Annotated in this window: 18 protein-coding genes; 11 read left to right on the plus strand and 7 right to left on the minus strand. The window is 65.9% G+C overall.

The features are described from left to right. Window positions 1–16: 16 nt before the first annotated feature. A complete protein-coding gene (locus QX124_RS01675; protein WP_315777663.1) occupies window positions 17–1,159 on the minus strand; it encodes a type III PLP-dependent enzyme in 1,143 nt (380 codons plus the stop codon). A gap of 673 nt (window positions 1,160–1,832) precedes the next feature. After that, the gene (locus QX124_RS01680; RefSeq protein WP_315716541.1) at window positions 1,833–2,093 is read right to left on the minus strand and encodes a hypothetical protein; all 261 of its coding nucleotides are present in this window, start codon (window positions 2,091–2,093) and stop codon (window positions 1,833–1,835) included. Between the two features lie 132 nt (window positions 2,094–2,225). On the opposite strand from QX124_RS01680, the gene QX124_RS01685 reads away from it, so the two are divergent. Genes QX124_RS01685 through QX124_RS01695 form a run of 3 tightly spaced genes read left to right on the plus strand, consistent with a single transcriptional unit; the run spans window position 2,226 to window position 6,143 of the window. Next, entirely contained in the window at window positions 2,226–4,307 is a 2,082-nt protein-coding gene (locus QX124_RS01685; RefSeq protein WP_315795921.1) for a M3 family metallopeptidase, read from the plus strand. Between the two features lie 10 nt (window positions 4,308–4,317). Next, window positions 4,318–4,953, plus strand: coding sequence for a DUF1007 family protein (locus QX124_RS01690; protein ID WP_315795922.1), 636 nt, complete (start codon window positions 4,318–4,320; stop codon window positions 4,951–4,953). Then, window positions 4,950–6,143, plus strand: coding sequence for a nickel/cobalt transporter (locus tag QX124_RS01695; protein ID WP_315795924.1), 1,194 nt, complete (start codon window positions 4,950–4,952; stop codon window positions 6,141–6,143). The genes QX124_RS01690 and QX124_RS01695 overlap by 4 nt, the downstream gene beginning before the upstream one ends. Before the next feature lie 299 nt (window positions 6,144–6,442). Here the strand turns inward: QX124_RS01695 and QX124_RS01700 are convergent, their stop codons facing one another. After that, window positions 6,443–7,063 (minus strand): TetR/AcrR family transcriptional regulator, encoded by a 621-nt coding sequence (locus tag QX124_RS01700; protein ID WP_315795926.1) that lies wholly within the window; start codon window positions 7,061–7,063, stop codon window positions 6,443–6,445. Between the two features lie 137 nt (window positions 7,064–7,200). On the opposite strand from QX124_RS01700, the gene QX124_RS01705 reads away from it, so the two are divergent. Beyond that, complete coding sequence (locus QX124_RS01705; RefSeq protein ID WP_315795928.1) at window positions 7,201–8,274, plus strand: NAD-dependent epimerase/dehydratase family protein; 1,074 nt, start codon at window positions 7,201–7,203, stop codon at window positions 8,272–8,274. A gap of 311 nt (window positions 8,275–8,585) precedes the next feature. Here QX124_RS01705 and shc read toward each other — a convergent pair whose 3' ends face one another. Both shc and QX124_RS01715 read right to left on the minus strand, forming a co-directional pair. Continuing rightward, on the minus strand, window positions 8,586–10,676 hold the full coding sequence (shc, locus tag QX124_RS01710; RefSeq protein WP_315795929.1) for a squalene--hopene cyclase: 2,091 nt from the start codon (window positions 10,674–10,676) through the stop codon (window positions 8,586–8,588). 213 nt (window positions 10,677–10,889) lie between these two features. Continuing rightward, the gene (locus tag QX124_RS01715; RefSeq protein ID WP_315795930.1) at window positions 10,890–11,297 is read right to left on the minus strand and encodes an MAPEG family protein; all 408 of its coding nucleotides are present in this window, start codon (window positions 11,295–11,297) and stop codon (window positions 10,890–10,892) included. Window positions 11,298–11,392: 95 nt separating this feature from the next. Between QX124_RS01715 and hemH the strand changes: the two genes are divergently transcribed. The 3 genes from hemH (at window position 11,393) to QX124_RS01730 (ending at window position 14,116) form a co-directional block, all read left to right on the plus strand. Further along, complete coding sequence (gene hemH, locus QX124_RS01720; protein WP_315772396.1) at window positions 11,393–12,445, plus strand: ferrochelatase; 1,053 nt, start codon at window positions 11,393–11,395, stop codon at window positions 12,443–12,445. A 203-nt stretch (window positions 12,446–12,648) separates the two neighbouring features. Beyond that, entirely contained in the window at window positions 12,649–13,653 is a 1,005-nt protein-coding gene (locus tag QX124_RS01725) for an SPFH domain-containing protein (protein WP_315716547.1), read from the plus strand. 16 nt (window positions 13,654–13,669) lie between these two features. Beyond that, window positions 13,670–14,116, plus strand: coding sequence for an NfeD family protein (locus QX124_RS01730; protein WP_315779171.1), 447 nt, complete (start codon window positions 13,670–13,672; stop codon window positions 14,114–14,116). Between the two features lie 159 nt (window positions 14,117–14,275). On the opposite strand, the gene QX124_RS01735 is transcribed toward QX124_RS01730, so the two are convergent. Further along, window positions 14,276–15,994: an outer membrane beta-barrel protein gene (locus tag QX124_RS01735; protein WP_409997650.1), complete on the minus strand. Its 1,719-nt coding sequence runs from the start codon at window positions 15,992–15,994 to the stop codon at window positions 14,276–14,278. Between the two features lie 170 nt (window positions 15,995–16,164). On the opposite strand from QX124_RS01735, the gene QX124_RS01740 reads away from it, so the two are divergent. Then, window positions 16,165–17,166 (plus strand): KpsF/GutQ family sugar-phosphate isomerase, encoded by a 1,002-nt coding sequence (locus QX124_RS01740; RefSeq protein ID WP_315795934.1) that lies wholly within the window; start codon window positions 16,165–16,167, stop codon window positions 17,164–17,166. A gap of 51 nt (window positions 17,167–17,217) precedes the next feature. On the opposite strand, the gene QX124_RS01745 is transcribed toward QX124_RS01740, so the two are convergent. Then, complete coding sequence (locus QX124_RS01745) at window positions 17,218–17,760, minus strand: carboxymuconolactone decarboxylase family protein (protein WP_315795936.1); 543 nt, start codon at window positions 17,758–17,760, stop codon at window positions 17,218–17,220. 142 nt (window positions 17,761–17,902) lie between these two features. Here QX124_RS01745 and QX124_RS01750 point away from each other — a divergent pair, with 142 nt between their 5' ends. The 3 genes from QX124_RS01750 to QX124_RS01760 all read left to right on the plus strand — a co-directional run bounded on the left by QX124_RS01750 (window position 17,903) and on the right by QX124_RS01760 (window position 19,905). Continuing rightward, window positions 17,903–18,172: a winged helix-turn-helix transcriptional regulator gene (locus QX124_RS01750; RefSeq protein WP_315716709.1), complete on the plus strand. Its 270-nt coding sequence runs from the start codon at window positions 17,903–17,905 to the stop codon at window positions 18,170–18,172. An 87-nt stretch (window positions 18,173–18,259) separates the two neighbouring features. Beyond that, entirely contained in the window at window positions 18,260–19,075 is an 816-nt protein-coding gene (locus tag QX124_RS01755; RefSeq protein WP_315795938.1) for an arylamine N-acetyltransferase, read from the plus strand. A gap of 14 nt (window positions 19,076–19,089) precedes the next feature. Next, window positions 19,090–19,905, plus strand: coding sequence for an arylamine N-acetyltransferase family protein (locus tag QX124_RS01760; protein WP_315795940.1), 816 nt, complete (start codon window positions 19,090–19,092; stop codon window positions 19,903–19,905). The last annotated feature ends 413 nt before the right edge of the window (window positions 19,906–20,318 follow it).

The following is a 20,318-nucleotide window of genomic DNA, read 5'->3' on the forward strand; positions in this document are numbered from 1 at the left end:
GGCGAAGCAAGCCAGGTCAGATGTGATAGGTCTTCAGCGGGGGGATGCCGTTGAAGGCCACCGACGCGTAGGTCGACGTATAGGCTCCGGTCCCCTCGATCAGCACCTTGTCGCCGATCGAGAGCGTCACCGGCAGCGGATACGGCAGCTTCTCGTACATCACGTCGGCCGAATCGCAGGTCGGGCCGGCGAGCACGCACGGGGTCATCTCCGCGCCCTCATGCGGGGTGCGGATGGCGTAGCGGATCGACTCGTCCATCGTCTCGGCGAGACCGCCGAACTTGCCGATGTCGAGATAGACCCACCGCAGCTCGTCCTCGTCGCTCTTCTTCGAGATCAGCACCACTTCCGACTCGATGATCCCGGCATTGCCGACCATGCCGCGGCCCGGCTCGATGATCGTCTCCGGGATCTGGTTGCCGAAATGCTTGCGCAGCGCACGGAAGATCGAGCGGCCGTACTGCACGACCGGCGGCACGTCCTTCAGGTACTTGGTCGGGAAGCCCCCGCCCATGTTCACCATGGTCAGGTTGATGCCGCGCTCGGCGCAGTCGCGGAACACCGTCGAGGCCATCGCCAGCGCGCGGTCCCACGCCTTCACCTTGCGCTGTTGCGAGCCGACATGGAACGAGATGCCGCACGGCTCCAGGCCGAGCCGCTTGGCCAGGTCCAGCACGTCGACCGCCATCTCCGGATCACAGCCGAACTTGCGCGACAGCGGCCACTCGGCGCCGGCGCAATCGTACAGGATGCGGCAGAACACCTTGGCGCCGGGCGCTGCGCGCGCGATCTTCTCGACCTCGGCGGCGCAGTCGACCGCGAACAGGCGGATGCCGAGCGCATAGGCGCGCGCGATGTCCCGCTCCTTCTTGATCGTGTTGCCATAGGAGATGCGGTCCGGCGTCGCACCGGCGGCCAGCGCCATCTCGATCTCGGCGACGGTCGCCGTGTCGAACGACGAGCCCAGCGAGGCGAGCAGCGACAGCACTTCCGGCGCCGGGTTGGCCTTGACCGCGTAGAACACGCGGCTGTCCGGCAGCGCCTTGGCGAAGCTCATGTAGTTGTCGCGCACAATCTCAAGGTCGACGACGAGACAGGGCTCGTGGTCCAGACCTTCCTCGCGGCGGTTGCGCAGGAATTCCCGGATACGTTCGGTCATAGCACCCTCCAAACGGTCCCAGCGACGAGACCCGTTCAAAATGATCCCGACACGGGTGCCTTGGCGTTGCCGCCCGATGGAAAGGCGACAAAACCTCGAACCCGTAGCCGAATTGTGCTGCCGTGGATTGGTTGGGGATTTCCCGCCCGCACACCTGGCAATGAAGGACAAGCCTTTTCAGTAGCCCGCGCCGGCTTTGGACTGCCGGTAGAGACCAAAAAAGCCCGATCCGTCGTTGCTTTAAGTCGCGTCCCCCGTTGAGAGCGGGGTGCGCCGGTTCGCCTCCGGCTGCCAGTCACGGTTGCAAGAGATGGGGTGACCTTCAGCGGCATCTCTTGAGAGAGATGCTGGGCTCTGGAGCATGACGATCTCGATCATGGTGATCTTGATCGCAACGACCCGAGGGCCCCTCGGTTCCTCATCCCTTGGCGGCTGTCCGGCCTCTTGTCCGGATACCTACCGACTGACACACGACCACAGGCACGTGCGAAATTGGGCAGAAGCGGAAATAAGCGTTTTGAATTTCGTTCGCAAGGAATTTTTGGGCGCCGGGAAAGATTTCCCTAATCTGTGCTTACGCGACACACATGCTGCGCAGATGTCTGAACGAACGTTAAGCGAGCTTAAAGTTTCGTAACGCGTTCACCCTTGCAGGACAGTGTTTTCGCGTGACTCACGCGCGCCTGGTGAACGGCTCGATGCGCTGCGCGCCACGGATGAAGCCGATCATCACGAACACGCCGATCGCGAACAGCACGGCCTGAACGATGTGGGCGCCGCCATCGCCGAGCCCGAACAGAATCGCGAGCGCCCAGCCGCCGGCGAAGGCCGCACCGAACACTTCGGCACCGATCAGGATCGCCGCCGAGATGACGGTGATCACGGTCGGCCAGGCGATCTGGCGGCCGGCTTTGGAGGTGGTCTCTGCGTTCATGGTCCAGGGTCCTGTTGCGGGCCGCAATCTCTCCGAAAAGGCCCGGCCCTTCAAGGGGAAATGACCCAAAAAGGGCCGGCTCCGTGGTATGAGGGGCGCATCGAACTTCCGGGAGAGGACGGACCCCAGCCGATGTCAGACACCACCGCTGTGATCGACGCCCAGACCAATCCGCTGCTCGTGGCCTGGGAGACCCCGCACCAGACACCGCCCTTCGACGCGATCAAACCCGAGCACTTCCTGCCGGCCTTCGAGCGCGCCTTCGCCGACCACGCCGCCGAAATCACCGCGATTACCCATGATCCGGCCGAGCCGGACTTCGCCAACACCATCACGGCGCTGGAGCGGTCGGGCAAGCTGCTGTCGAAGGTCGCGGCGGTGTTCTACGATCTGGTGTCGGCGCATTCGAACCCGGCGATTCTGGAGATCGACAAGGACGTGTCGCTGCGGATGGCGCGGCACTGGAACCCGATCATGATGAATGCCGTGCTGTTTGGCCGCATCGCGCTGCTCTACGACAACCGCAAGGACCTCAAGCTCACCGGTGAGGAGCAGCGGCTCCTGGAGCGCACCTACACCCGCTTCCGCCGCGCCGGCGCCGGCCTATCCGATGACGACAAGGTGCGGATGGCCGAGATCAACGAGAAGCTCGCCCAGCTCGGCACCACCTTCAGCCACCATGTGCTCGGCGACGAGCAGGACTGGTACCTCGAGCTCGGTGAGGACGACCGTGCCGGCCTGTCCGAGAGCTTCGTGGCTGCCGCCAAGGCTGCGGCGGATGAGCGCGGCATGCCTGGCAAGGCGATCGTGACCCTGTCACGCTCCTCGGTCGAGCCGTTCCTGCAGAGCTCTGCCCGCCGCGACCTGCGCGAGAAGGTGTTCAAGGCCTTCACCGCGCGCGGCGACAATGGCAATTCCAACGACAACAATGCCGTCATCGGCGAGATTCTGTCCTTGCGCGAGCAGGCCGCCAGGATCATGGGCTTTCCGAACTTCGCCGCCTATCGCCTCGAGGATTCCATGGCGAAGACGCCGGAGGCCGTGCGCGGGCTGCTGGAGCGCGTCTGGAAGCCGGCGCGCGCCAAGGCGCTGGCCGACCGCGACCAGCTGCAGGAGATGATCACGGCGGAGGGCGGCAACTTCAAGCTCGCGGCCTGGGACTGGCGCTATTACGCCGAGAAGCTGCGCCAGGCGAAGGCCAACTTCGACGACGCGGCGATCAAGCCGTATCTTTCGCTCGACAACATGATCGCGGCCGCCTTCGACTGCGCCACGCGGCTGTTCGGCATCACCTTCGCCGAGCGCAAGGACATCCCGGTCTGGCATCCGGACGTCCGGGTCTGGGAGATCAAGGACGCGGGAGGCCGCCACAAGGCGCTGTTCTATGGCGACTACTTTGCCCGCTCGTCGAAGCGCTCCGGCGCCTGGATGACCTCGCTGCGCGACCAGCAGAAGCTCGACCGCGACACTGCGCCCTTGATCATCAACGTCTGCAACTTTGCGAAAGGCGCCGACGGCCAGCCGTCGCTGCTGTCGCCGGACGACGCTCGCACCTTGTTCCACGAGTTCGGCCACGGCCTGCACGGCATCCTGTCCAACGTGACCTATCCCTCGCTATCGGGCACTGCAGTGTTCACCGATTTCGTCGAGCTGCCGTCGCAGCTCTACGAGCACTGGCAGGAGCGTCCCGAGGTGCTGCAAACCTTCGCGCGCCACTACCAGACGGGCGAGCCGCTGCCGCAGGACCTGCTCGAGCGCTTCCTGGCCGCGCGCCGCTTCAACCAGGGCTTTGCCACCGTCGAGTTCGTATCCTCGGCGCTGATCGATCTCGAATTCCACACCCAGCCGGCGGCGGCGTCGAAGGACGTGCGTGCGTTCGAGCGGGCGGAGATGGAGAAGATCGGCATGCCGCCCGAAATCGCGCTGCGCCACCGGCCGACTCAATTCGGCCATATCTTCTCGGGAGACCATTATGCGGCGGGCTATTACAGCTACATGTGGTCGGAGGTGATGGATGCGGATGCCTTCGGCGCCTTCGAGGAAGCCGGCAACATCTTCGATCCGGCGGTCGCCAAGCGGCTCCACGACAATGTCTACGCCTCGGGCGGCTCGCTCGATCCGGAAGCGGCCTACATCGCCTTCCGCGGCCGCGAGCCCGAGCCCGACGCGCTGCTGCGCCGGCGCGGCCTGCTCGACGTTGCCAAGGCGGCTTGAGGTGAAGAGGATGGCACTGGTCCGGTTCGTCCTCGCTGCGCTGACGCTCGTATTCGGCGCGAGCGCGGCGAGCGCCCACCCGCATGTCTGGGTCACCGCGACCAGCGAGCTGCTCTATGCGGCCGATGGCTCGGTGACCGGCGTGCGCCACGCCTGGACCTTCGACGACATGTTCGCGACCTACGCGCTGCAGGGCCTCGAGACCAAGCAGAAGGGCGTCTACACCCGCGAGGAGCTGGCGCCGCTGGCGCAGACCAACGCCGAGTCGCTGAAGGAATATGCCTACTTCACCTTCCTCAAGGCCGATGGGCGCAAGCAGAAGCTCGAGGACCCCGTCGACTATTACCTCGAATACAAGGACACCAAGCTGACCCTGCACTTCACCCTGCCGCTGAAGGCGCCGGTGAAGACGAAGCAGCTCCAGGTCGAGGTCTACGATCCCAGCTATTTCATCGATTTCCAGATGGCGGAGAAGGATCCCGTCACGCTGGTCAGCGCTCCCTCGGGCTGCAAGTTCGGCCTGGTGAGACCGAGCGACGGCGGATCCGTCGCGCAGACCATGAACGAACAGACATTCCTGAGCGGCGGGGCGAACGCCAATTTCGGAATGAACTTCGCCAACAAGATCTCAGTGGAATGTCCATGACGCCTCGCCCCAGCTCCGCTCGACCGCTCCTGACCTGCGTTGCGATCCTCGCAGCACTCGTCGCCGCCGACGCCGCCTCGCATGCGCTGCTCGCCAAGCCGCCGTTCGGCGCACCGGCCGAGCCACAGGTCGGCGGCATCGTCGGCTGGCTGCTCGCCAAGCAGTCGGAGTTCTACCGCCAGATGTCGGGGGCGATCCGCTCAGCCAAGGAAGACGGCTCGGCGGTGTGGTGGCTGCTGGCGATCTCGTTTGCCTACGGCATCTTTCATGCTGCGGGCCCCGGCCACGGCAAGGCTGTCATCGCGTCCTATCTCGTCGCCAACCAGGAGACGGCCAAGCGCGGCATCGTGCTGTCGTTCGCCTCGGGCCTGATGCAGGCGCTGGTGGCGGTCGTCATCGTCGGCATCGGCGCCGTGGTGCTCAATGCCACCGCGGCCACGATGTGCAGCGCCGAGAAGGTGGTGGAGATCGCGAGCTACGGGCTGATCGCGCTGCTCGGCGCGCGCCTGGTTTGGGTCAAGGGCGCGGCGTTCCTGCGCACTTGGCAGCCGGCGGCGCCGGCATTGGCGCTGGCCGGTGCGCCCGCGGCCGCGGTGGCGCCGTCGACCCATGATCATAGCCATGCGCATGATCACCAGCATCGCGCGCCTCATCATGATCATCACGGTCATGACCATCATGGTCACGACCACCACGGCCACGATCATCATCACCACGATCATGCGCACGCCCATGCTGCGGCGGCGCATGGTTCCGCCGCTCACGATCACGTCCACCACGATCACGTTCACGGCGATGACTGCGGTTGCGGCCATTCCCACGGGCCCGCGCCGAGCGAGCTCGCCGGTCCCGGCGGCTGGCAGCGCGGCTTTCAGGCGATCTTCGCCGCCGGCATCCGCCCATGCTCCGGCGCGATCCTGGTGCTGGTGTTCGCCTTGGCCCAGGGCATGTTCTGGGCCGGCGTCGCCGCGACCTTCGTGATGGGCATGGGCACGGCGGTGACCGTCGCGACCATCGCGGTGCTCGCCGTCGCCGCCAAGGACGTCGCCCGCCGGCTCAGCGCCGGCCGCGAGGGCGGCGGCGCCCTGATCATGCGCGGCCTGGAATTCGGCGCCGCCGGTCTGGTGCTGCTGTTCGGCGCGGGCTTGTTGCTGGGCTACATCGCGGCGGAACGCACGACCTGTTTCTGAGCGGCGCGGGCTTCGCTCCTGGCCACGCGTTGGTCACTGCGTGCTGGATGCCCCGCTTGCGCGGGACATGACAGCGGTGAAGGTTGGCCGCGATCGCGCAGCAACAATTGTGTCGTCCCGGGCAAGCCACGAGCGCGCGATGGCGCGGTCGTGGCGCCGACTCGGGACCCATACCTTCCGCCGCGGGGTTTGATAGGCGATTGGAGGTAGTCCCCAGGGCAGATGAGGCCCACCTCGGCATTGTCAAAGGCCATAGAAGCCAGCGCCTGTTTGACACACGCCCCGCGCGAAGGTCTGCTTCAGGTCAATTCGGCTCCTGCGCGGAAGCCGGCGCACAGCGTGCGCACGACGTTGCGGGCCATTTTTTCGCTTGGCAGATTGGCCGCTACGGCGGCTGCCACATGAGCGGGGTGGACAAACACGGTGACTGCGTCGCGCACAACGCCCGCGGCAGCCTCGATATCATCAACTCGAATCTCGCCCCGCTTCTTTGCATCAGCCAGAATGCGGGCGATAAGAGCAGTCATTGCTCGTGAGTAAGCGGCGATGATCTCCGGCCGCTCTTCCACAATTCGGCGGTATAGGCCGTAAACCTCGGCATCCGCAGTGAACCGCTCCCGCTTGCGGGCATTCAGCGCGAGCACCATGCCCTCCAGACGCTCCGCGAAAGGTCCTTCCGCCTCGACGAAGCGGCTTGCCATCTCCTCCTCATCACGCATCGCCTCGACGACCAGGGCATCGAAAATGTCCGCCTTGGAGCGGAAGTGGCGATAGATCGTCGTGTGCGAAGTGCCGAGAGCGCGGGCGATGTCGACCACGTTGGTCTTGGCCTCCCCATGGCGGCGCACTTGGGCGCGCGCGGTGTCGAGGATCTGCGCCCGAAACGAAGTTTCCTCGGTAGGAGAAGGGGTTGCGGGCATGGATGTCTTCGATTCCATCGTTCGGAAAGAATACTAGAACTCCCGGGGATATGCAAACGAACAAATTATGAAATATGTTCGTTGACTTTTGAACGGAGCGGCGCGAGGCTGGGTCATCCGGCTCAAGGAGGTTCGCCATGACTGCTCCCACCACGCCATCCGACCAGCACCGCATCGCTCTCGTGACCGGTGGCTCCGGCTTTGTTGGCGGCCGCCTGATTACGCATCTCCTCATGCGGGGGTGGCAGGTGCGGGCGCTCGCCCGAAGCGCGGAGAGCGAGGCGCAAGTCAAGACACTCGGAGCAACGCCCGTACGCGGCGAACTCAACGACGACCAAGCGTTGCGAAAGGCGATGACAGGATGTGAGGTCGTGTTTCATGTCGCCGCGCACTTCAAGCTTTGGGGCAGCCAGGAGATTTTCGACCGGATCAACGTCGAGGGCACGCGCGCCGTCGTGAACGCGGCCGCAGCGACGGCCAGCGTGCGCCGCCTCGTCGCGGTGAGCGCTGCGGCCGTGGTCATGGGCGATCCCGAACCGATATTGAATGCCGACGAGAGCCTGCCGCTGCAAGTCCGCGCCTTCTCACCCTACGGATCTTCGAAGGCCGAAGGCGAGCGCGTGTTGCTGGCAGCTAACGGCATGCGCTCCGGCCTGGAGACCATCGCGCTGCGGCCGCCATTTATCTGGGGAGGCAAAATGCCAACTCTCGATCACATGGTAGAGACCGTGAACGCAGGCCGGTGGCAGTGGGTCGCTGGAGGCACGCAGGCCATGTCGAGCTGCCATGTCGATAATTTGTGCGACGCGCTGATTCTCGCCGCAGATCGGGGCCGGGGGGGTGAAGCGTATTTCATCGCCGATGCCGAGCAGAGCACCTTGAAAAGTTTCATCTCGTCTCTGCTCGCCACTCGTGGGGTAACTGCTGCGGACAAGTCCGTTCGTTTCGGAATAGCCTGGACCATGGCCGGCCTCATGGGTGCAGCGTGGCGTGTCCTGCGCCTCAAGGGCGAGCCGCCGATCACGCGCCAGATGTTACGCCTGATCGGCAAGCCATTCACTATCAGCACCCGCAAGGCTCAGACCGAGCTGGGCTACACGCCCCGGATCACGATGAACGAAGGGTTGGCCGCGATGCGGCAGCCTGAGTCCAAGCTCGCCAGTTCGTCCGCCCATCCGGGCGAGCGTCACGCGAGCGTCGTCTCTGTATGACCCGCGTAAGGCCATCGCGCCGCACTGTTTCGTCTGACCGACGAAAGTTACGACGAACCTCCCAGAGAATTGGCTTCAGCGCTTCGACGCGCCGGGCTGCATGCACGATCGCTTGTAACGCTCATGCCAGCCTCCATCGTCAATCCCACCGGATGAAGGGCCGAGAGCTGATGAAATGAATGACCTTCCTCCCCGGCGAGTGGATGGCTGGCGGGAGGACGGGTAAGCTGCTGATCTTGGACAAATGCGAGCACGAAAATACTTTCGGTCGAATTTGTCCTTTATAAGTAGTTGCATATCACGCAATCGGCTCAAGGCCGGGACGACAGCGAAGGCGCCGATGCCGTGGTGCCGTGCCCCTGCGGCCGCAGCGCGCGGCCCAAGGCCATCAGGGGGAAGTAGTGCCGGTACATGCCGTAGCGGAGCATGAATGCGCGCGACAATTCCGGGCCCTGCATCAGCCGCTCAGACAGCGCGGGATCGTTGAGCTTGATGGTCTGGCCGACGCCATAACCAGGAAAGCCCGTGCCGGTGAATTCCGGCTCGTCCCAGGTGCCGGCCGACTGCCGCTCGACCAGCCACATGCAGCCGCGCTCGATCGCTTCCCGGTCCTGGGGCCGGTTGGCGGCGAGCAGCGCCATCAGCGCCCAGGCGGTCTGCGACGCCGTGGTGGAGCCGCGGCCGACGGCGCTGACATCCATGTAGGACGCGCAGCTCTCGCCCCAGCCGCCATCGGCCTGCTGATTTGCGACCAGCCAGTCGCAGGCGCGGCCGATATAGGGCTGGGTCATGTCCTCGCCGATCGCGGCCAGCGCCGGCAGCACCGCGCCGGTGCCGTAGACGTAGTTGACGCCCCAGCGGCCGAACCACGGGCCGCTCGGCTCCTGCTCCCGTCGGATATAGTCCAGCGCCTGCACCATGGAGGGATGGTTGCGCGAGATGCCGAGCTTGCCGAACGCCTCGACGATGTGGGCGGTGACGTCGACCGACGGCGGATCGAGCGCCTCGCCATAGTCGCAGAACGGGATCCTGGTCAGGATCTTCTGGTTGTTGTCCTTGTCGAACGCGCCCCAGCCGCCCCCCTCGCTCTGCATGCCGATCAGCCAGTCGACGCCGAGCTGAATCGCCTCGTCGATGCCCTTGGCCTGCCACTTCGGATCACGGCGCAGCGGCGCCAACGCGATCAGCGCCACGGCGGTGTCGTCCGTGTCGGGATAATAGTTGTTGGCGTATTCGAACGCCCAGCCGCCCGGCTTGACGTGCGGCAGCTTCATCGACCAGTCGCCGGGCATGCGGACCTGGCGGTCGAGCACCCAGTCGACCGCCTTGTCGACGGCCTCGGGGTAATCGCCGAGCACGCCGGCATCGTCGAAGGCGAGCAGGGTCAGGATCGTGTCCCACACTGGACTGTTGGTCGCCTGGATGTAGGTGGCATCGCCGACATCGACCCGCCAGCCGGGATCGTTCAGGGCATCGAGGCCCTTGGCGAGAACGGGGTGGTTGAGCGGATAGCCCTCGGCGTAGAGCGCCATCAGGCCGTAGATCCAGGGCGGCTGGATGCCGCCCCAGGCGCCGTCGAAATCCTGGTGGCGGATCATCCATTCCAGTACGCGGCTGGTGGCCGCGGGCCGGAACAGGCCGAGATTGAGCTTGTTGCCGAGGTTCTGCAGGGCATGCAGCACCTTGTCGGCGCCGCGGAAGAACTTGTCCCAGCCGCCGGCATTGGCCTTCACCGGCAGCTCGTAGTCGAACGCGTTGCGCCCATGCGGAAACAGCGCGTCCAGCCGGTTCTCGGGCGGCAGCGGCCGGCTCGGCCGCCGCGCCGACAGCACCGCGATCGGCATCAGGGTGGCGCGCGCCCATTGCGCGAAGTTGTAGATCGAGAACGGAAACCAGAGCGGAAACCAGATCACCTCGGGCGGGATGTTGGGGGTCTTCTCCCACGGCCATTCGCCGATCAGCGCCAGCCAATAGCGCGTGAACACGCGAATGTTGCGCAAGCCCCCCTTGGCCTCGATCCATTCGCGGGCGCGGCGCACCGGCGGCTCGTCGTCGCGGAAGCCGAGCGAGCGCAGCGCGGCATAGGCCTCGACGGTCGCGTTGATGTCACCATTGGGGGCGCCGAAATAGACCTGCCAGGCGCCGTCCGGGCGCTGGCTGTCGAGCAGCGACTGGCCCAGGCGCTTGCGCAGCGGATGCTCCTCGAGCCCCATGAACCACAGCGCCAGGCACCATTGCGCCTCCATGCAGGCGTTGGATTCGGCGCGGCCGACCCAATGACCGTCGGGCTTCTGATTGGCGATCAGCCAGTCCGCTGCCGCCCGCACCGTCGATTGCAGGGCGGTCTGGTAATTTCCCGGGTCGCGCGGCGCGCGCGCGGGGGCCGAGCTGGTCAAAGTCATCACGATCCCTCTGGCGGCCTCACAGTGCCGCTGCGGCAGTCGAATTCACTCCGCCCTATAGGGAATTTCGCCGTCAAATCCAATCAACTGGCCGCAGCGGACCGGATCAAAGGAGAAACGAAAGGCGTACAGACGGAGCCCCCATAGCCGTTGTGGTTAGCATCCCGGCGGGCACGGAGATGTGACGCGTCTCACGTCCGGAAACCGGCCCACTCAAACCGGCAGGTATTGGCGCAGCAGGGGCAGGAAGAAGATCGCGACGGTGATCAGAAACCCGATCGCCCACAGGATCGAGCGCAGCGACGGCCGGTTGCCGACGTAAGTCAGCACATAGGCGGTGCGCACGATCACGAACAGCACCGACAGCTCGTTGATCAAGTTCTGCGGCGCGCCGCGGAACTCGGCCAGCAGCACCGCCGCGGCAAAGAACGGGAACGCCTCGATGCCGTTCTGATGGGCGCCCAGCGCCCGCTCGCGGATGCCGCCGGCATAGAAGGCGGGATCTCGCGGCCGGGCGTTGTCATAGCGCCCGGCACCGTCGATGCTGATCCATTTCGCCGGCAGGATCGTTAAGAGGTAGAGCATCACGCTGGCGAAAATGCACAATTCGGCAATCGTCATGGCTCCTCCAGCCCGATGACATCGGTGAAATGGCCCTTATCTTGACAATGTCGAAACAAGCCGCCAAGCCACGCCCTTCAGCAGTCACGGGCATCATGACCGCCGCCATCTCTCTGGACAATGCCAGGCCTGTCGACGTCAGGCCGTTGCCGGCCGCGAGCACGTCACGTGTCGGCGTGCTGCTGGTCAATCTCGGGACGCCGGATACGGCCGACGCCGCCGGCGTGCGGGTGTATCTGAAGGAGTTCCTGTCCGACCGCCGCGTCATCGAGGACCAGGGCCTGTTGTGGAAGATCATCCTCAACGGGATCATCCTCAATGTCCGGCCGCGCAAGAAGGCGAAAGACTACCAATCGATCTGGAACACCGAGAAGAACGAATCGCCGCTGAAGACGATCACCCGCGCGCAGAGCGAGAAGCTCGCCGCCAGCATCGCCGATCGCAGCCACGTCATCGTCGACTGGGCAATGCGCTACGGCAATCCGTCGATCAAGGCTGGCGTCGATGGTCTCATGGCCAAGGGCTGCGACCGCATCCTGGTGGTGCCGCTCTATCCGCAATATTCGGCCGCGACCTCGGCGACCGTGTGCGACGAGGCGTTCCGCGTGCTGACCGAGCTGCGCGCGCAGCCGACGCTGCGGGTGACGCCGCCTTATTACAACGACGACTTCTACATCGAGGCGCTGGCGGTCTCGATCGAGGATCATCTGAAGACGCTGGCGTACAAGCCCGAGCTGATCGTGGCCTCGTTCCACGGCATGCCCAAGGAATATGTCGACAAGGGCGATCCCTATCGCGAGCAGTGCGTCGCCACCACCGAGCTGCTGCGCAGCCGGCTCGGCATGGACGACACCAAGCTGCTGCTGACCTTCCAGTCGCGCTTCGGCTTCTCGGAGTGGCTGCAGCCTTATACCGACAAGACCATCGAGAAGCTCGCCAAGGACGGAGTCAAGCGCATCGCCGTGGTGATGCCGGGCTTCTCCGCCGACTGCCTGGAGACGCTGGAGGAGATCTCCGGCGAGAATTGCGAGATCTTCAAGCACAATGGCGGCGAGGAATTCTCCGCCGTGCCGTGCCTGAACGACAGCGCGCCCGGCATGGAGGTGCTGCGGCAGCTGGTGCTGCGCGAGCTGCAGGGCTGGTTGTAAAGGGCTGGCTCTGAGCCGTCGGCGGTATTGCCGGCCCGCTAGGTGAGCCGCCCGCCGGCGCAAGTCGGACGACCGTCCGCGCCTCGAAAATACTTTCCTGAACCGCCCCTAGCGGATCCCCGACAAAATCATGCAGTAATCCCTAGATCGTGATGGCTGCAGAGGCTGGTGAGGGGACGATCGTCTCCTCCCTTGGAGGATCCATGAGCGGTTTCGACATTTTCGCCATAGCGCTGGTGCTGCTGGTCATCTTCACGCTGTATTCCGGCGTGAAGACCGTGCCACAGGGGTTCGACTGGACCGTCGAGCGGTTCGGCAAATACACCCGCACCTTGTCGCCGGGCCTCAACATCATCGTGCCCTTCTTCGATCGCATCGGGCGCAAGATCAACATGATGGAGCAGGTGATCGACATCCCCGAGCAGGAGGTCATCACCAAGGACAACGCCACCGTGACGGTCGACGGCGTCGCCTTCTACCAGGTGTTCGACGCCGCCAAGGCGAGCTACGAGGTGTCGAACCTCAACCAGGCGATCGTCACGCTGACGATGACCAACATCCGCTCGGTGATGGGCGCGATGGATCTCGACCAGGTGCTGTCGCATCGCGACGAGATCAACGAGCGGCTGCTGCGCGTCGTCGACGCCGCGGTGTCGCCGTGGGGCCTCAAGGTCAACCGCATCGAGATCAAGGACATCGTGCCGCCGGCCGACCTGGTCGAGGCGATGGGCCGGCAGATGAAGGCCGAGCGCGTCAAGCGCGCCGACATCCTGCAGGCCGAGGGCCAGCGGCAGTCGGAGATCCTGCGCGCGGAGGGCGCCAAGCAGAGCCAGATCCTGCAGGCCGAGGGCCGCCGCGAGTCGGCCTTCCTCGATGCCCAGGCGCGCGAGCGCGCCGCGGAGGCCGAGGCCAAGGCGACGCAGATGGTGTCGGACGCGATCTCCAAGGGCGACGTCGCCGCGCTCAACTACTTCATCGCCGACAAATACATCAAGGCGTTCGGCCAGCTCGCCGACTCGCCGAACCAGAAGGTGATCATGCTGCCGCTGGAGGCAACGGGCATGCTGGCCTCGCTCGCCGGCATCGGTGAGATCGCCAAGGCGACGTTCGGCGAGAGCGCGGCTTCGGCCGTGGCAGCCGCGCGCCGCGGCGGCTCGGTGCCGTCAGCGGGGACGGCCCCGAAACCGCCGACGCCACCGCAGGCTTGACGCAGGGAGGACACTGATGAGCGACATGTTCGTGACGCTCGGCACCTGGAACTGGCTGATCTTCGGCATCATCCTGATGGCGCTGGAGCTGCTCGCGCCGGGCATCTTCCTGTTCTGGCTCGGCCTCGCCGCCCTGCTGGTCGGGCTGCTGTCGTTTGCGTTTGCGCCGGGATGGCAACTGCAGATCCTGCTGTTCGCGCTGTTTTCGATCGCCGCCGTGCCGCTGTGGCGGCGCTTCGCGCGGGCGAGTGCGGCGCCGTCGCGGGACAATCCGTTCCTCAACCGCCGCTCGGCGGCCCTGGTCGGCCGCGAGTTCACCTTGGAGAAGCCGATCGTCGGCGGCAATGGCACCGTCCGCATCGACGACACGGTGTGGCGCGTCGCCGGCCCGGATACGCCGGCCGGCAGCCGCGTCCGCATCGTGCAGGCCGACGGCGCCCAGCTCACGGTGGCTGCGGCGTAGGTGCCGTAGGGTGGGCAAAGGAACGACGCGGCGATAGCCGTGTCGTGCCGTGCCTACCATCTGCATCGCGCGCAAGACGGTGGGCACGTCGCGCCAACTCATAGGGAATATGCGGAGAGAGCGGAGCCTGCGCGCCTTTGCCCACCCTACGATTCCTGCTCAATTCTGCAGTCTTACGCCCAGCATCACCACCGTGCCGGACGACCCAGCACCCGTGATGTTGGAGTCGAGCTTGTCGTAGCGCAGCGTGCCCTTGACCCAGACGTTCCGCGACATCTTGTAGACGAGGTTGCCCTCGGCCGAATAGGTGCGGTCGCTGCGGCCGTAGCCCTGATAGTCGAGCGTGCCGAGGCTGAACTTGCCGATGCCGGTCAGCCAGCGCCGGAAGTCGTGGTCGACCTGCACCGTGTAGGTGCGCACCAGCACGCCGGAGGCGCCGGCCACCGTGGTCTCTGCGAGCTGCGTGTCGGAGAGAAAGCGCGCGGTGGTCAGCGGCGTCGCCGACCACACCAGCGAGGCCGTGGTGAGGAAGCCCTGCAGCCGGTTCAGCCGCGGATCGACATAGCTGCGCGTGGCATAGCCGAGCGAAACCTCGCCGGTCAGAAGCCGGGTGAACTCGAACGAGGTGCCGGCCTTGGCGTAGCCGCCCGAGGAGTCGCGCTGATAGCCCGAACGGTCGACCCGCTGGTCGTGCACGCGGCTGTCGCCCTGCACCTCCGCGAACGGCTTCAGGCCCGGCATGACCTCGTAGGACACCCGGCCGATGCCGCCGAACTGGTTGTAGTTGCGGTCGTCGTTCGACGTCATCGTGCCGTCGGTCAGCTTGCTCTGCTGATAGCTGGTGCGGTCGGCGGTGGCGCCCGCCGAAATCTGCAGCCGGTTGAAGCGCTGGTCGATGCCGATGGTGGTGCCGAGCGTAGTGTAGACCGGATAGCGCGCCAATCCGGCCTGCACGCTGGGACTGCCGGGATTGTCGGTCGCGGCGCGCAGCCGCAGCTGGGCGCCGACCGAGGTGTCGCGGCTGACGTCGAGGCGGCCGTCGACATGGCCGGTGAAGTCGGGGCGGTCGAGCGTGGTCGGCGCCGAATTGATGCCGCCATCCATGATAGCCGGCAGGGTGCTGCCATAGCCGGTGAAGGAGCCCCGCAGGTCGGCGACGAGGGCGTGACGCTCCCAGTTCGACACCGCCAAAAATTCCGGCGCGATCATCCAAGCCGGCATGCCGCGCGGCCTGGCGAGGCGGGCCGGGTTGCTGTCATACCCGGCCGAGAGCTCCACCGCGCCCTTGATCAGGAACGGGCCGGCGTAATCGCCGACTGCGCCGAACGGGTCGTCGTCGATCTTGAGACGCTTGCGCGGCGGCTGGCCGGGCACCGTGCCCGCCATGGCGGCCGGGACCGGCTGCCTGTTGGCTGTGGCCGACGGCGGCAAGGTCGGACGCAACTGCCCGGTCAGCTCGCCGGAAGGTCGCGTGCCGGGGCCCGGCGGCGGCTTGGGCCGCGCCTGGGCGGGATAGTATTTCGGCTTCTTCCGATTGCGGTTCAGCGAATCATAGCCGAATTCGGCAGCGCCGCTCGCCGCGGGCACACCGGGCAGGGGAACCAGATTTCGTCGTGCGGTGGAGCTGGTCGGCGCAGGCGTCGCGGGCAGCCCTGGCGTCGGTACGGCATCGGTCAGGCCGCTGACCACGGTCCGCCGCAGCGGGGAGTCCTGCGGGGCGAGGAAGCCGTCGCGCACCGGCCGGAACGCGTCGATGGTCTGGGAATGGGCCGCATCGGGGCCGAGCGCGCCGAGCAGCAGGCATGCGGCGGAGGCGCCGCGCCACATCGCGCGCCTTATCGCGCGTCCTGCGCGGCCGCTGTCAGGCCTCCATCCCACGATGAAAAATACTCCAACAAAATCAAATGCGTCGTCGGGACACCCGCGCCGCCGGCAAACCGCCTCGTTAAGGGAGTAAAAACAAATATGGTTAATGGGCTGTTGATGGCGCCTTGCTGCCTTACCCATGCTAAAGAGCGGCGCCTGACTGTTCAGCCTTGGAAGTCCGCATGCCGAGATCGAAGCCGTTGCCCGAAGCCGCTCCCGCAAACGCAGATATCCAGTCGGCGCTGCGCACGCTCGACGCCGGCAGCAATGGCATTGCCGCGATCTCCGCTGCACTGCGCGGTCCTCTGGGGCCGGCCTTCGCCGCCGCCGTCGAGCTGATCCGCCAGGCCAAGGGCCGGGCGATCCTCACCGGTCTCGGCAAGTCCGGCCACGTCGCCCGCAAGATGGCCGCGACCCTCGCCTCGACTGGAACGCCCGCCTTCTTCGTCCATTCCGCCGAGGCCGGCCATGGCGATCTCGGCATGATCACCTCCGACGACGTCGTCATCGCGCTGTCGTGGTCCGGCGAGCAGCCGGAGATGAAGACGCTGGTCAACTACACCAAGCGCTTCGCCATCCCGCTGATCGCGATCACCTCCAATGCGCAATCGTCGCTGGGGCAGGCGGCGCGCATCGTGCTGGAGCTGCCGAAGGCGCGCGAGGCCTGTCCGCACAATCTGGCGCCGACCACCTCGACGCTGATGCAGGCGGCGATCGGCGATGCGCTCGCGATCGCGCTGTTGGAAGGCCGCGGCTTCACCGCGCTCGAATTCGCCAATTTCCATCCGGGCGGCAAGCTCGGCGCCATGCTCAAGCACATCTCGGACCTGATGCGCTCGGGCGACGCGGTGCCGCTGAAGCCGCTGGGCACGGGCATGCCGGATGCGCTGGCCGAGATGTCGGCCAAGGGACTCGGCTGCGTCGTCATCGTCGATGCTCGCGGCCACGTCGCCGGCATCATCACCGACGGCGACCTCCGGCGGAAGATGCGTGCCGATCTGTTGTCCGCATCGGTCGAGGAGATCATGACCGCGAACCCGCGCACCGTCCGCCGCGAGGCGCTGGCCTCCGAGGCGCTGGAGATCCTGAACTCCGCCAAGATCACCACGCTGATCGTCACCGACGGCGCCAGGCCGGTCGGCATCCTGCACATGCATGATCTGCTGCGGGCAGGGGTGGCCTAGCTCGAAGCGTCGTTTGCGGGCGCCCGGCTGCCGCGCGCTTGGGAAGACCGGTCAGCCTGCGTTGAATCGTGCCGCATCGGCCTCCAGTGGCAGCTGCAGTGCGTTCGCGACATACGACACGGTGCGATAGAAGCCGCACAGCAGGATGATTTCCAGCACCTGATCCTCATCGTGATGCAGGCGGAGGCGGGTGAATTCGTCCTCGCTCAAGGTCGACCGCTGGTGCAAGGCATCGACCGCAGCGATCAGGGCTTGTTCGGGGGCCGACCAGCACGCCGCGTCGGCCGGTGCATTCACGGTGGCGTCGATCTGCTGCGCCGTCAGGCCGGCGTCTGTGCCAAAGATGCGGACGTGCACCCCCCATTCGTACTCGCACGCATTGAGCGCGCAGGTCCGATCGATGACGATCTCGCGCTGACGCAGGGACAGCGGGCCGCGGTCGAGCAGGCTGCCGCCGCGAAATTTGGTCCAGGCGCGCGCATGGCCGGCCATCACCCGGAACAGCATCAAGGGCGGCGCCCCGCGCATGATCTGGTCGAATTGCGCCTGGATGTCGGCCGGATAGGGCGGCTGCAGCGGGGCGATCCGGGGCATGGCGGTTCCTCCTGTGCGGTGCTACATTTACTGTAGCGGTATGCTACGCTTTCCGTAGCGCTTGGCAAGCTGTTGGAGAGTTTTCGTGCCGAAAGACGTTCAACCGCGCCGGGTGCGCGGCTCGCGCTCGGGCCGGCCGGTCATGGCGCTGCTCGATCTGTTGGGCCGGCGCTGGTGCCTGCGCATCGTCTGGGAGCTGCGCGACGACGCCCTGACCTCCCGAGCGCTGCGCGCGGCCTGCGACGAGGCCTCGCCGACCGTGTTGCAGGCGCGGCTGGACGAGCTGCGCGAGGCGGGCTTCATCGTGCTGGGCGACAGCGGCTACGAGCTGACGCCACTGGGGCGCGAGCTGTTGGAGACCTTCCTGCCGCTGCATCGTTTTGCCGAGCGCTGGAGCCGGCAGACGGGATGAGCCGAGCTTGGGCACGTGCGCGGTCCCGGTCTGGCCGGGCACGGCGGCGTCGTGCTATGGGCTCGCCCGAGACAGGGAGCAGAGCCGATGCCGGGCGCATTCGATCTGGATAAATATCTCGTGCGCATCGGCTATCGCGGGCCGCTGGCGCCGACGCTCGAAACGCTTGCCGGATTGCAGGCGGCGCATGTCGATGCGATCGCGTTCGAGGGCCTGGATCCGCTGCTCGGCCGTCCCGTGAACATCGATCTCGCGTCGGTGCAGGCCAAGATCGTCGACGGCCGCCGCGGCGGCTATTGTTTCGAGCAGAACGCGCTGCTGAAGGCGGCGCTGGAGGCGATCGGCTTTGCGGTGACGCCGCTCTCGGCGCGGGTGCGCTGGCGGCTCGATGCCGACGCGCCGCTGACGCCGCGCACGCACATGATGCTGAAGGTGGACCTGCCGGAGGGGCCTCATCTCGCCGATGTCGGTTTCGGCTCCTGCCTGCTCGATACGCCGTTGCAGATGGTGCCCGACGTCGAGCAGCCGACTGCGATGGGCACGTTCCGCCTGACGCTCTCCGATGGGCTCTATTGGCTCGCGGCGAAGCAGCCCGCCGGCTGGCGCACGATGTACGTCTTCGACCTCGCGCCGCAGATCCACGCCGACTACGTGCTCGGCAATTGGTACACCTCGACCAGCCCGTTGACGCCGTTCACCTCGATGCTGATCCTGGAGCGGTTGACGCGTGAGGCGCGCTACAAGCTGGTTAATCGCCGCCTGGTCATCGAGGCGCGTGATGGCGAGGTGCGGAGCGAACGGATCATCGAAACGCCCGATGCGCTGCGCAGCGTCATCGAGGAGGTGTTCGGCGTCACGCTTCCGGTGCCCGTCGAGGTGATCTGGAAGCGCATCGAGAGCTGACGGAAGGCATGACGATGGCCGGTGAGCTTCAACTGGATTCCTATCTCGCCCGCATCGACCATCGCGGGCCGCTCGCGCCCGACCTGTCGACGCTCGCAGCGCTGCAGGCCGCGCATGTCGACGCGCTGCCGTTCGAGGCGCTCGATCCGCTAATGGGCCGTCCCGTCCATGTCGACCTGCCGTCGGTGCAACAGAAGCTCGTGCTCGGCCGCCGCGGCGGCTACTGCTTCGAGCAGAACGTGCTGTTCCAGGCGGTGCTGGAAGCGGTCGGCTTTGAGGTCAGCGGCCTGACGGGGCGCGTGCGCTGGCGCTCGGCGCCGACCGATCCGCTCGGGCCGCGCCAGCACATGATGCTGATGGTCAAGGTCGACGGCTATCCGCATCTCGTCGATGTCGGCTTCGGCATCTGCATGATGGATGCGCCCATTCGTCTCGAAGTTGGCTCCGAGCAGCAGACGCCGATGGGAACGTTTCGCATCGGCACGTGGGACGGGCTCTATACGGTCAGCGCGAAGCAGCCGACGGGCTGGCGCATGATGTATGCGTTCGACCTCGTGCCGCAGATCCATGCCGATTATGTGCTCGGCAGCTGGTATACGTCGACCAGCCCGAACGTGCCGGCCACGCATACGCTGATGATGGAGCGTGTCGAGCCCGGCGTGCGTCACAAGCTGGTCAGCCGCCGCTATCAGCGGCAGGCGCGCGACGGAGACGTGATCGAGGAGCGGATCATCGAGAGCGCCGACGAACTCGGCCGGCTCATCGACGACATCTTCCGTGTGACGCCTCCCGTGCCAATCGAAGACATCTGGGCGCGGACGTCGAGCTGATCTCCGGACGACCGTGTCGTGGATGATGTTCGATTCTCGAACGTGCTTCGCAATCGATCGAGCAGGCAACAGTCGATACGAAGCTTTTTCGCGTGTTGCGCGGCATTTGAAGGGAATGCCGGCGTCCGCATTGGGCTTATCTTAAGAGTCGCACCCTTAGGTTGCGGGAACCCAAGGGGGCTCGCGGCGTCCGGCCGTCGAACAAGGGGGATCGCCCAGCATGACTGACATCGTGATGCACGCGACGCGATTGATCCTGCCGCGGACGTCGGAGCAGGACTGTCACCGCCGCACACGGCCTCACCCTTCCTGACATCAGAGCCGCGCGACGCGGCTCATCCGAGCTGGCCTGACGGCCAGGACGGGTGGGGGCTTCACGGTTGAAACGTCGACCCTGACGCTTCGACGCTCAT

The sequence above is a fragment of the Bradyrhizobium sp. SZCCHNRI3043 genome, from assembly GCF_032377735.1.
GTDB lineage: Bacteria > Pseudomonadota > Alphaproteobacteria > Rhizobiales > Xanthobacteraceae > Bradyrhizobium.

Coding starts and splice junctions, on each gene's coding strand:
- QX124_RS01715 (WP_315795930.1), bottom strand. CDS start 11,297: ATGACGATTGCCGAATTGTGCATTTTCGCCAGCGTGATGCTCTACCTC.
- QX124_RS01750 (WP_315716709.1), top strand. CDS start 17,903: ATGGCGCTGCTCGATCTGTTGGGCCGGCGCTGGTGCCTGCGCATCGTC.
- QX124_RS01740 (WP_315795934.1), top strand. CDS start 16,165: ATGCCGAGATCGAAGCCGTTGCCCGAAGCCGCTCCCGCAAACGCAGAT.
- QX124_RS01695 (WP_315795924.1), top strand. CDS start 4,950: ATGACGCCTCGCCCCAGCTCCGCTCGACCGCTCCTGACCTGCGTTGCG.
- QX124_RS01730 (WP_315779171.1), top strand. CDS start 13,670: ATGAGCGACATGTTCGTGACGCTCGGCACCTGGAACTGGCTGATCTTC.
- QX124_RS01705 (WP_315795928.1), top strand. CDS start 7,201: ATGACTGCTCCCACCACGCCATCCGACCAGCACCGCATCGCTCTCGTG.
- QX124_RS01725 (WP_315716547.1), top strand. CDS start 12,649: ATGAGCGGTTTCGACATTTTCGCCATAGCGCTGGTGCTGCTGGTCATC.
- QX124_RS01675 (WP_315777663.1), bottom strand. CDS start 1,159: ATGACCGAACGTATCCGGGAATTCCTGCGCAACCGCCGCGAGGAAGGT.
- QX124_RS01760 (WP_315795940.1), top strand. CDS start 19,090: ATGGCCGGTGAGCTTCAACTGGATTCCTATCTCGCCCGCATCGACCAT.
- QX124_RS01755 (WP_315795938.1), top strand. CDS start 18,260: ATGCCGGGCGCATTCGATCTGGATAAATATCTCGTGCGCATCGGCTAT.
- QX124_RS01745 (WP_315795936.1), bottom strand. CDS start 17,760: ATGCCCCGGATCGCCCCGCTGCAGCCGCCCTATCCGGCCGACATCCAG.
- QX124_RS01700 (WP_315795926.1), bottom strand. CDS start 7,063: ATGCCCGCAACCCCTTCTCCTACCGAGGAAACTTCGTTTCGGGCGCAG.
- QX124_RS01690 (WP_315795922.1), top strand. CDS start 4,318: ATGGCACTGGTCCGGTTCGTCCTCGCTGCGCTGACGCTCGTATTCGGC.
- shc (WP_315795929.1), bottom strand. CDS start 10,676: ATGACTTTGACCAGCTCGGCCCCCGCGCGCGCGCCGCGCGACCCGGGA.
- QX124_RS01680 (WP_315716541.1), bottom strand. CDS start 2,093: ATGAACGCAGAGACCACCTCCAAAGCCGGCCGCCAGATCGCCTGGCCG.
- hemH (WP_315772396.1), top strand. CDS start 11,393: ATGACCGCCGCCATCTCTCTGGACAATGCCAGGCCTGTCGACGTCAGG.
- QX124_RS01685 (WP_315795921.1), top strand. CDS start 2,226: ATGTCAGACACCACCGCTGTGATCGACGCCCAGACCAATCCGCTGCTC.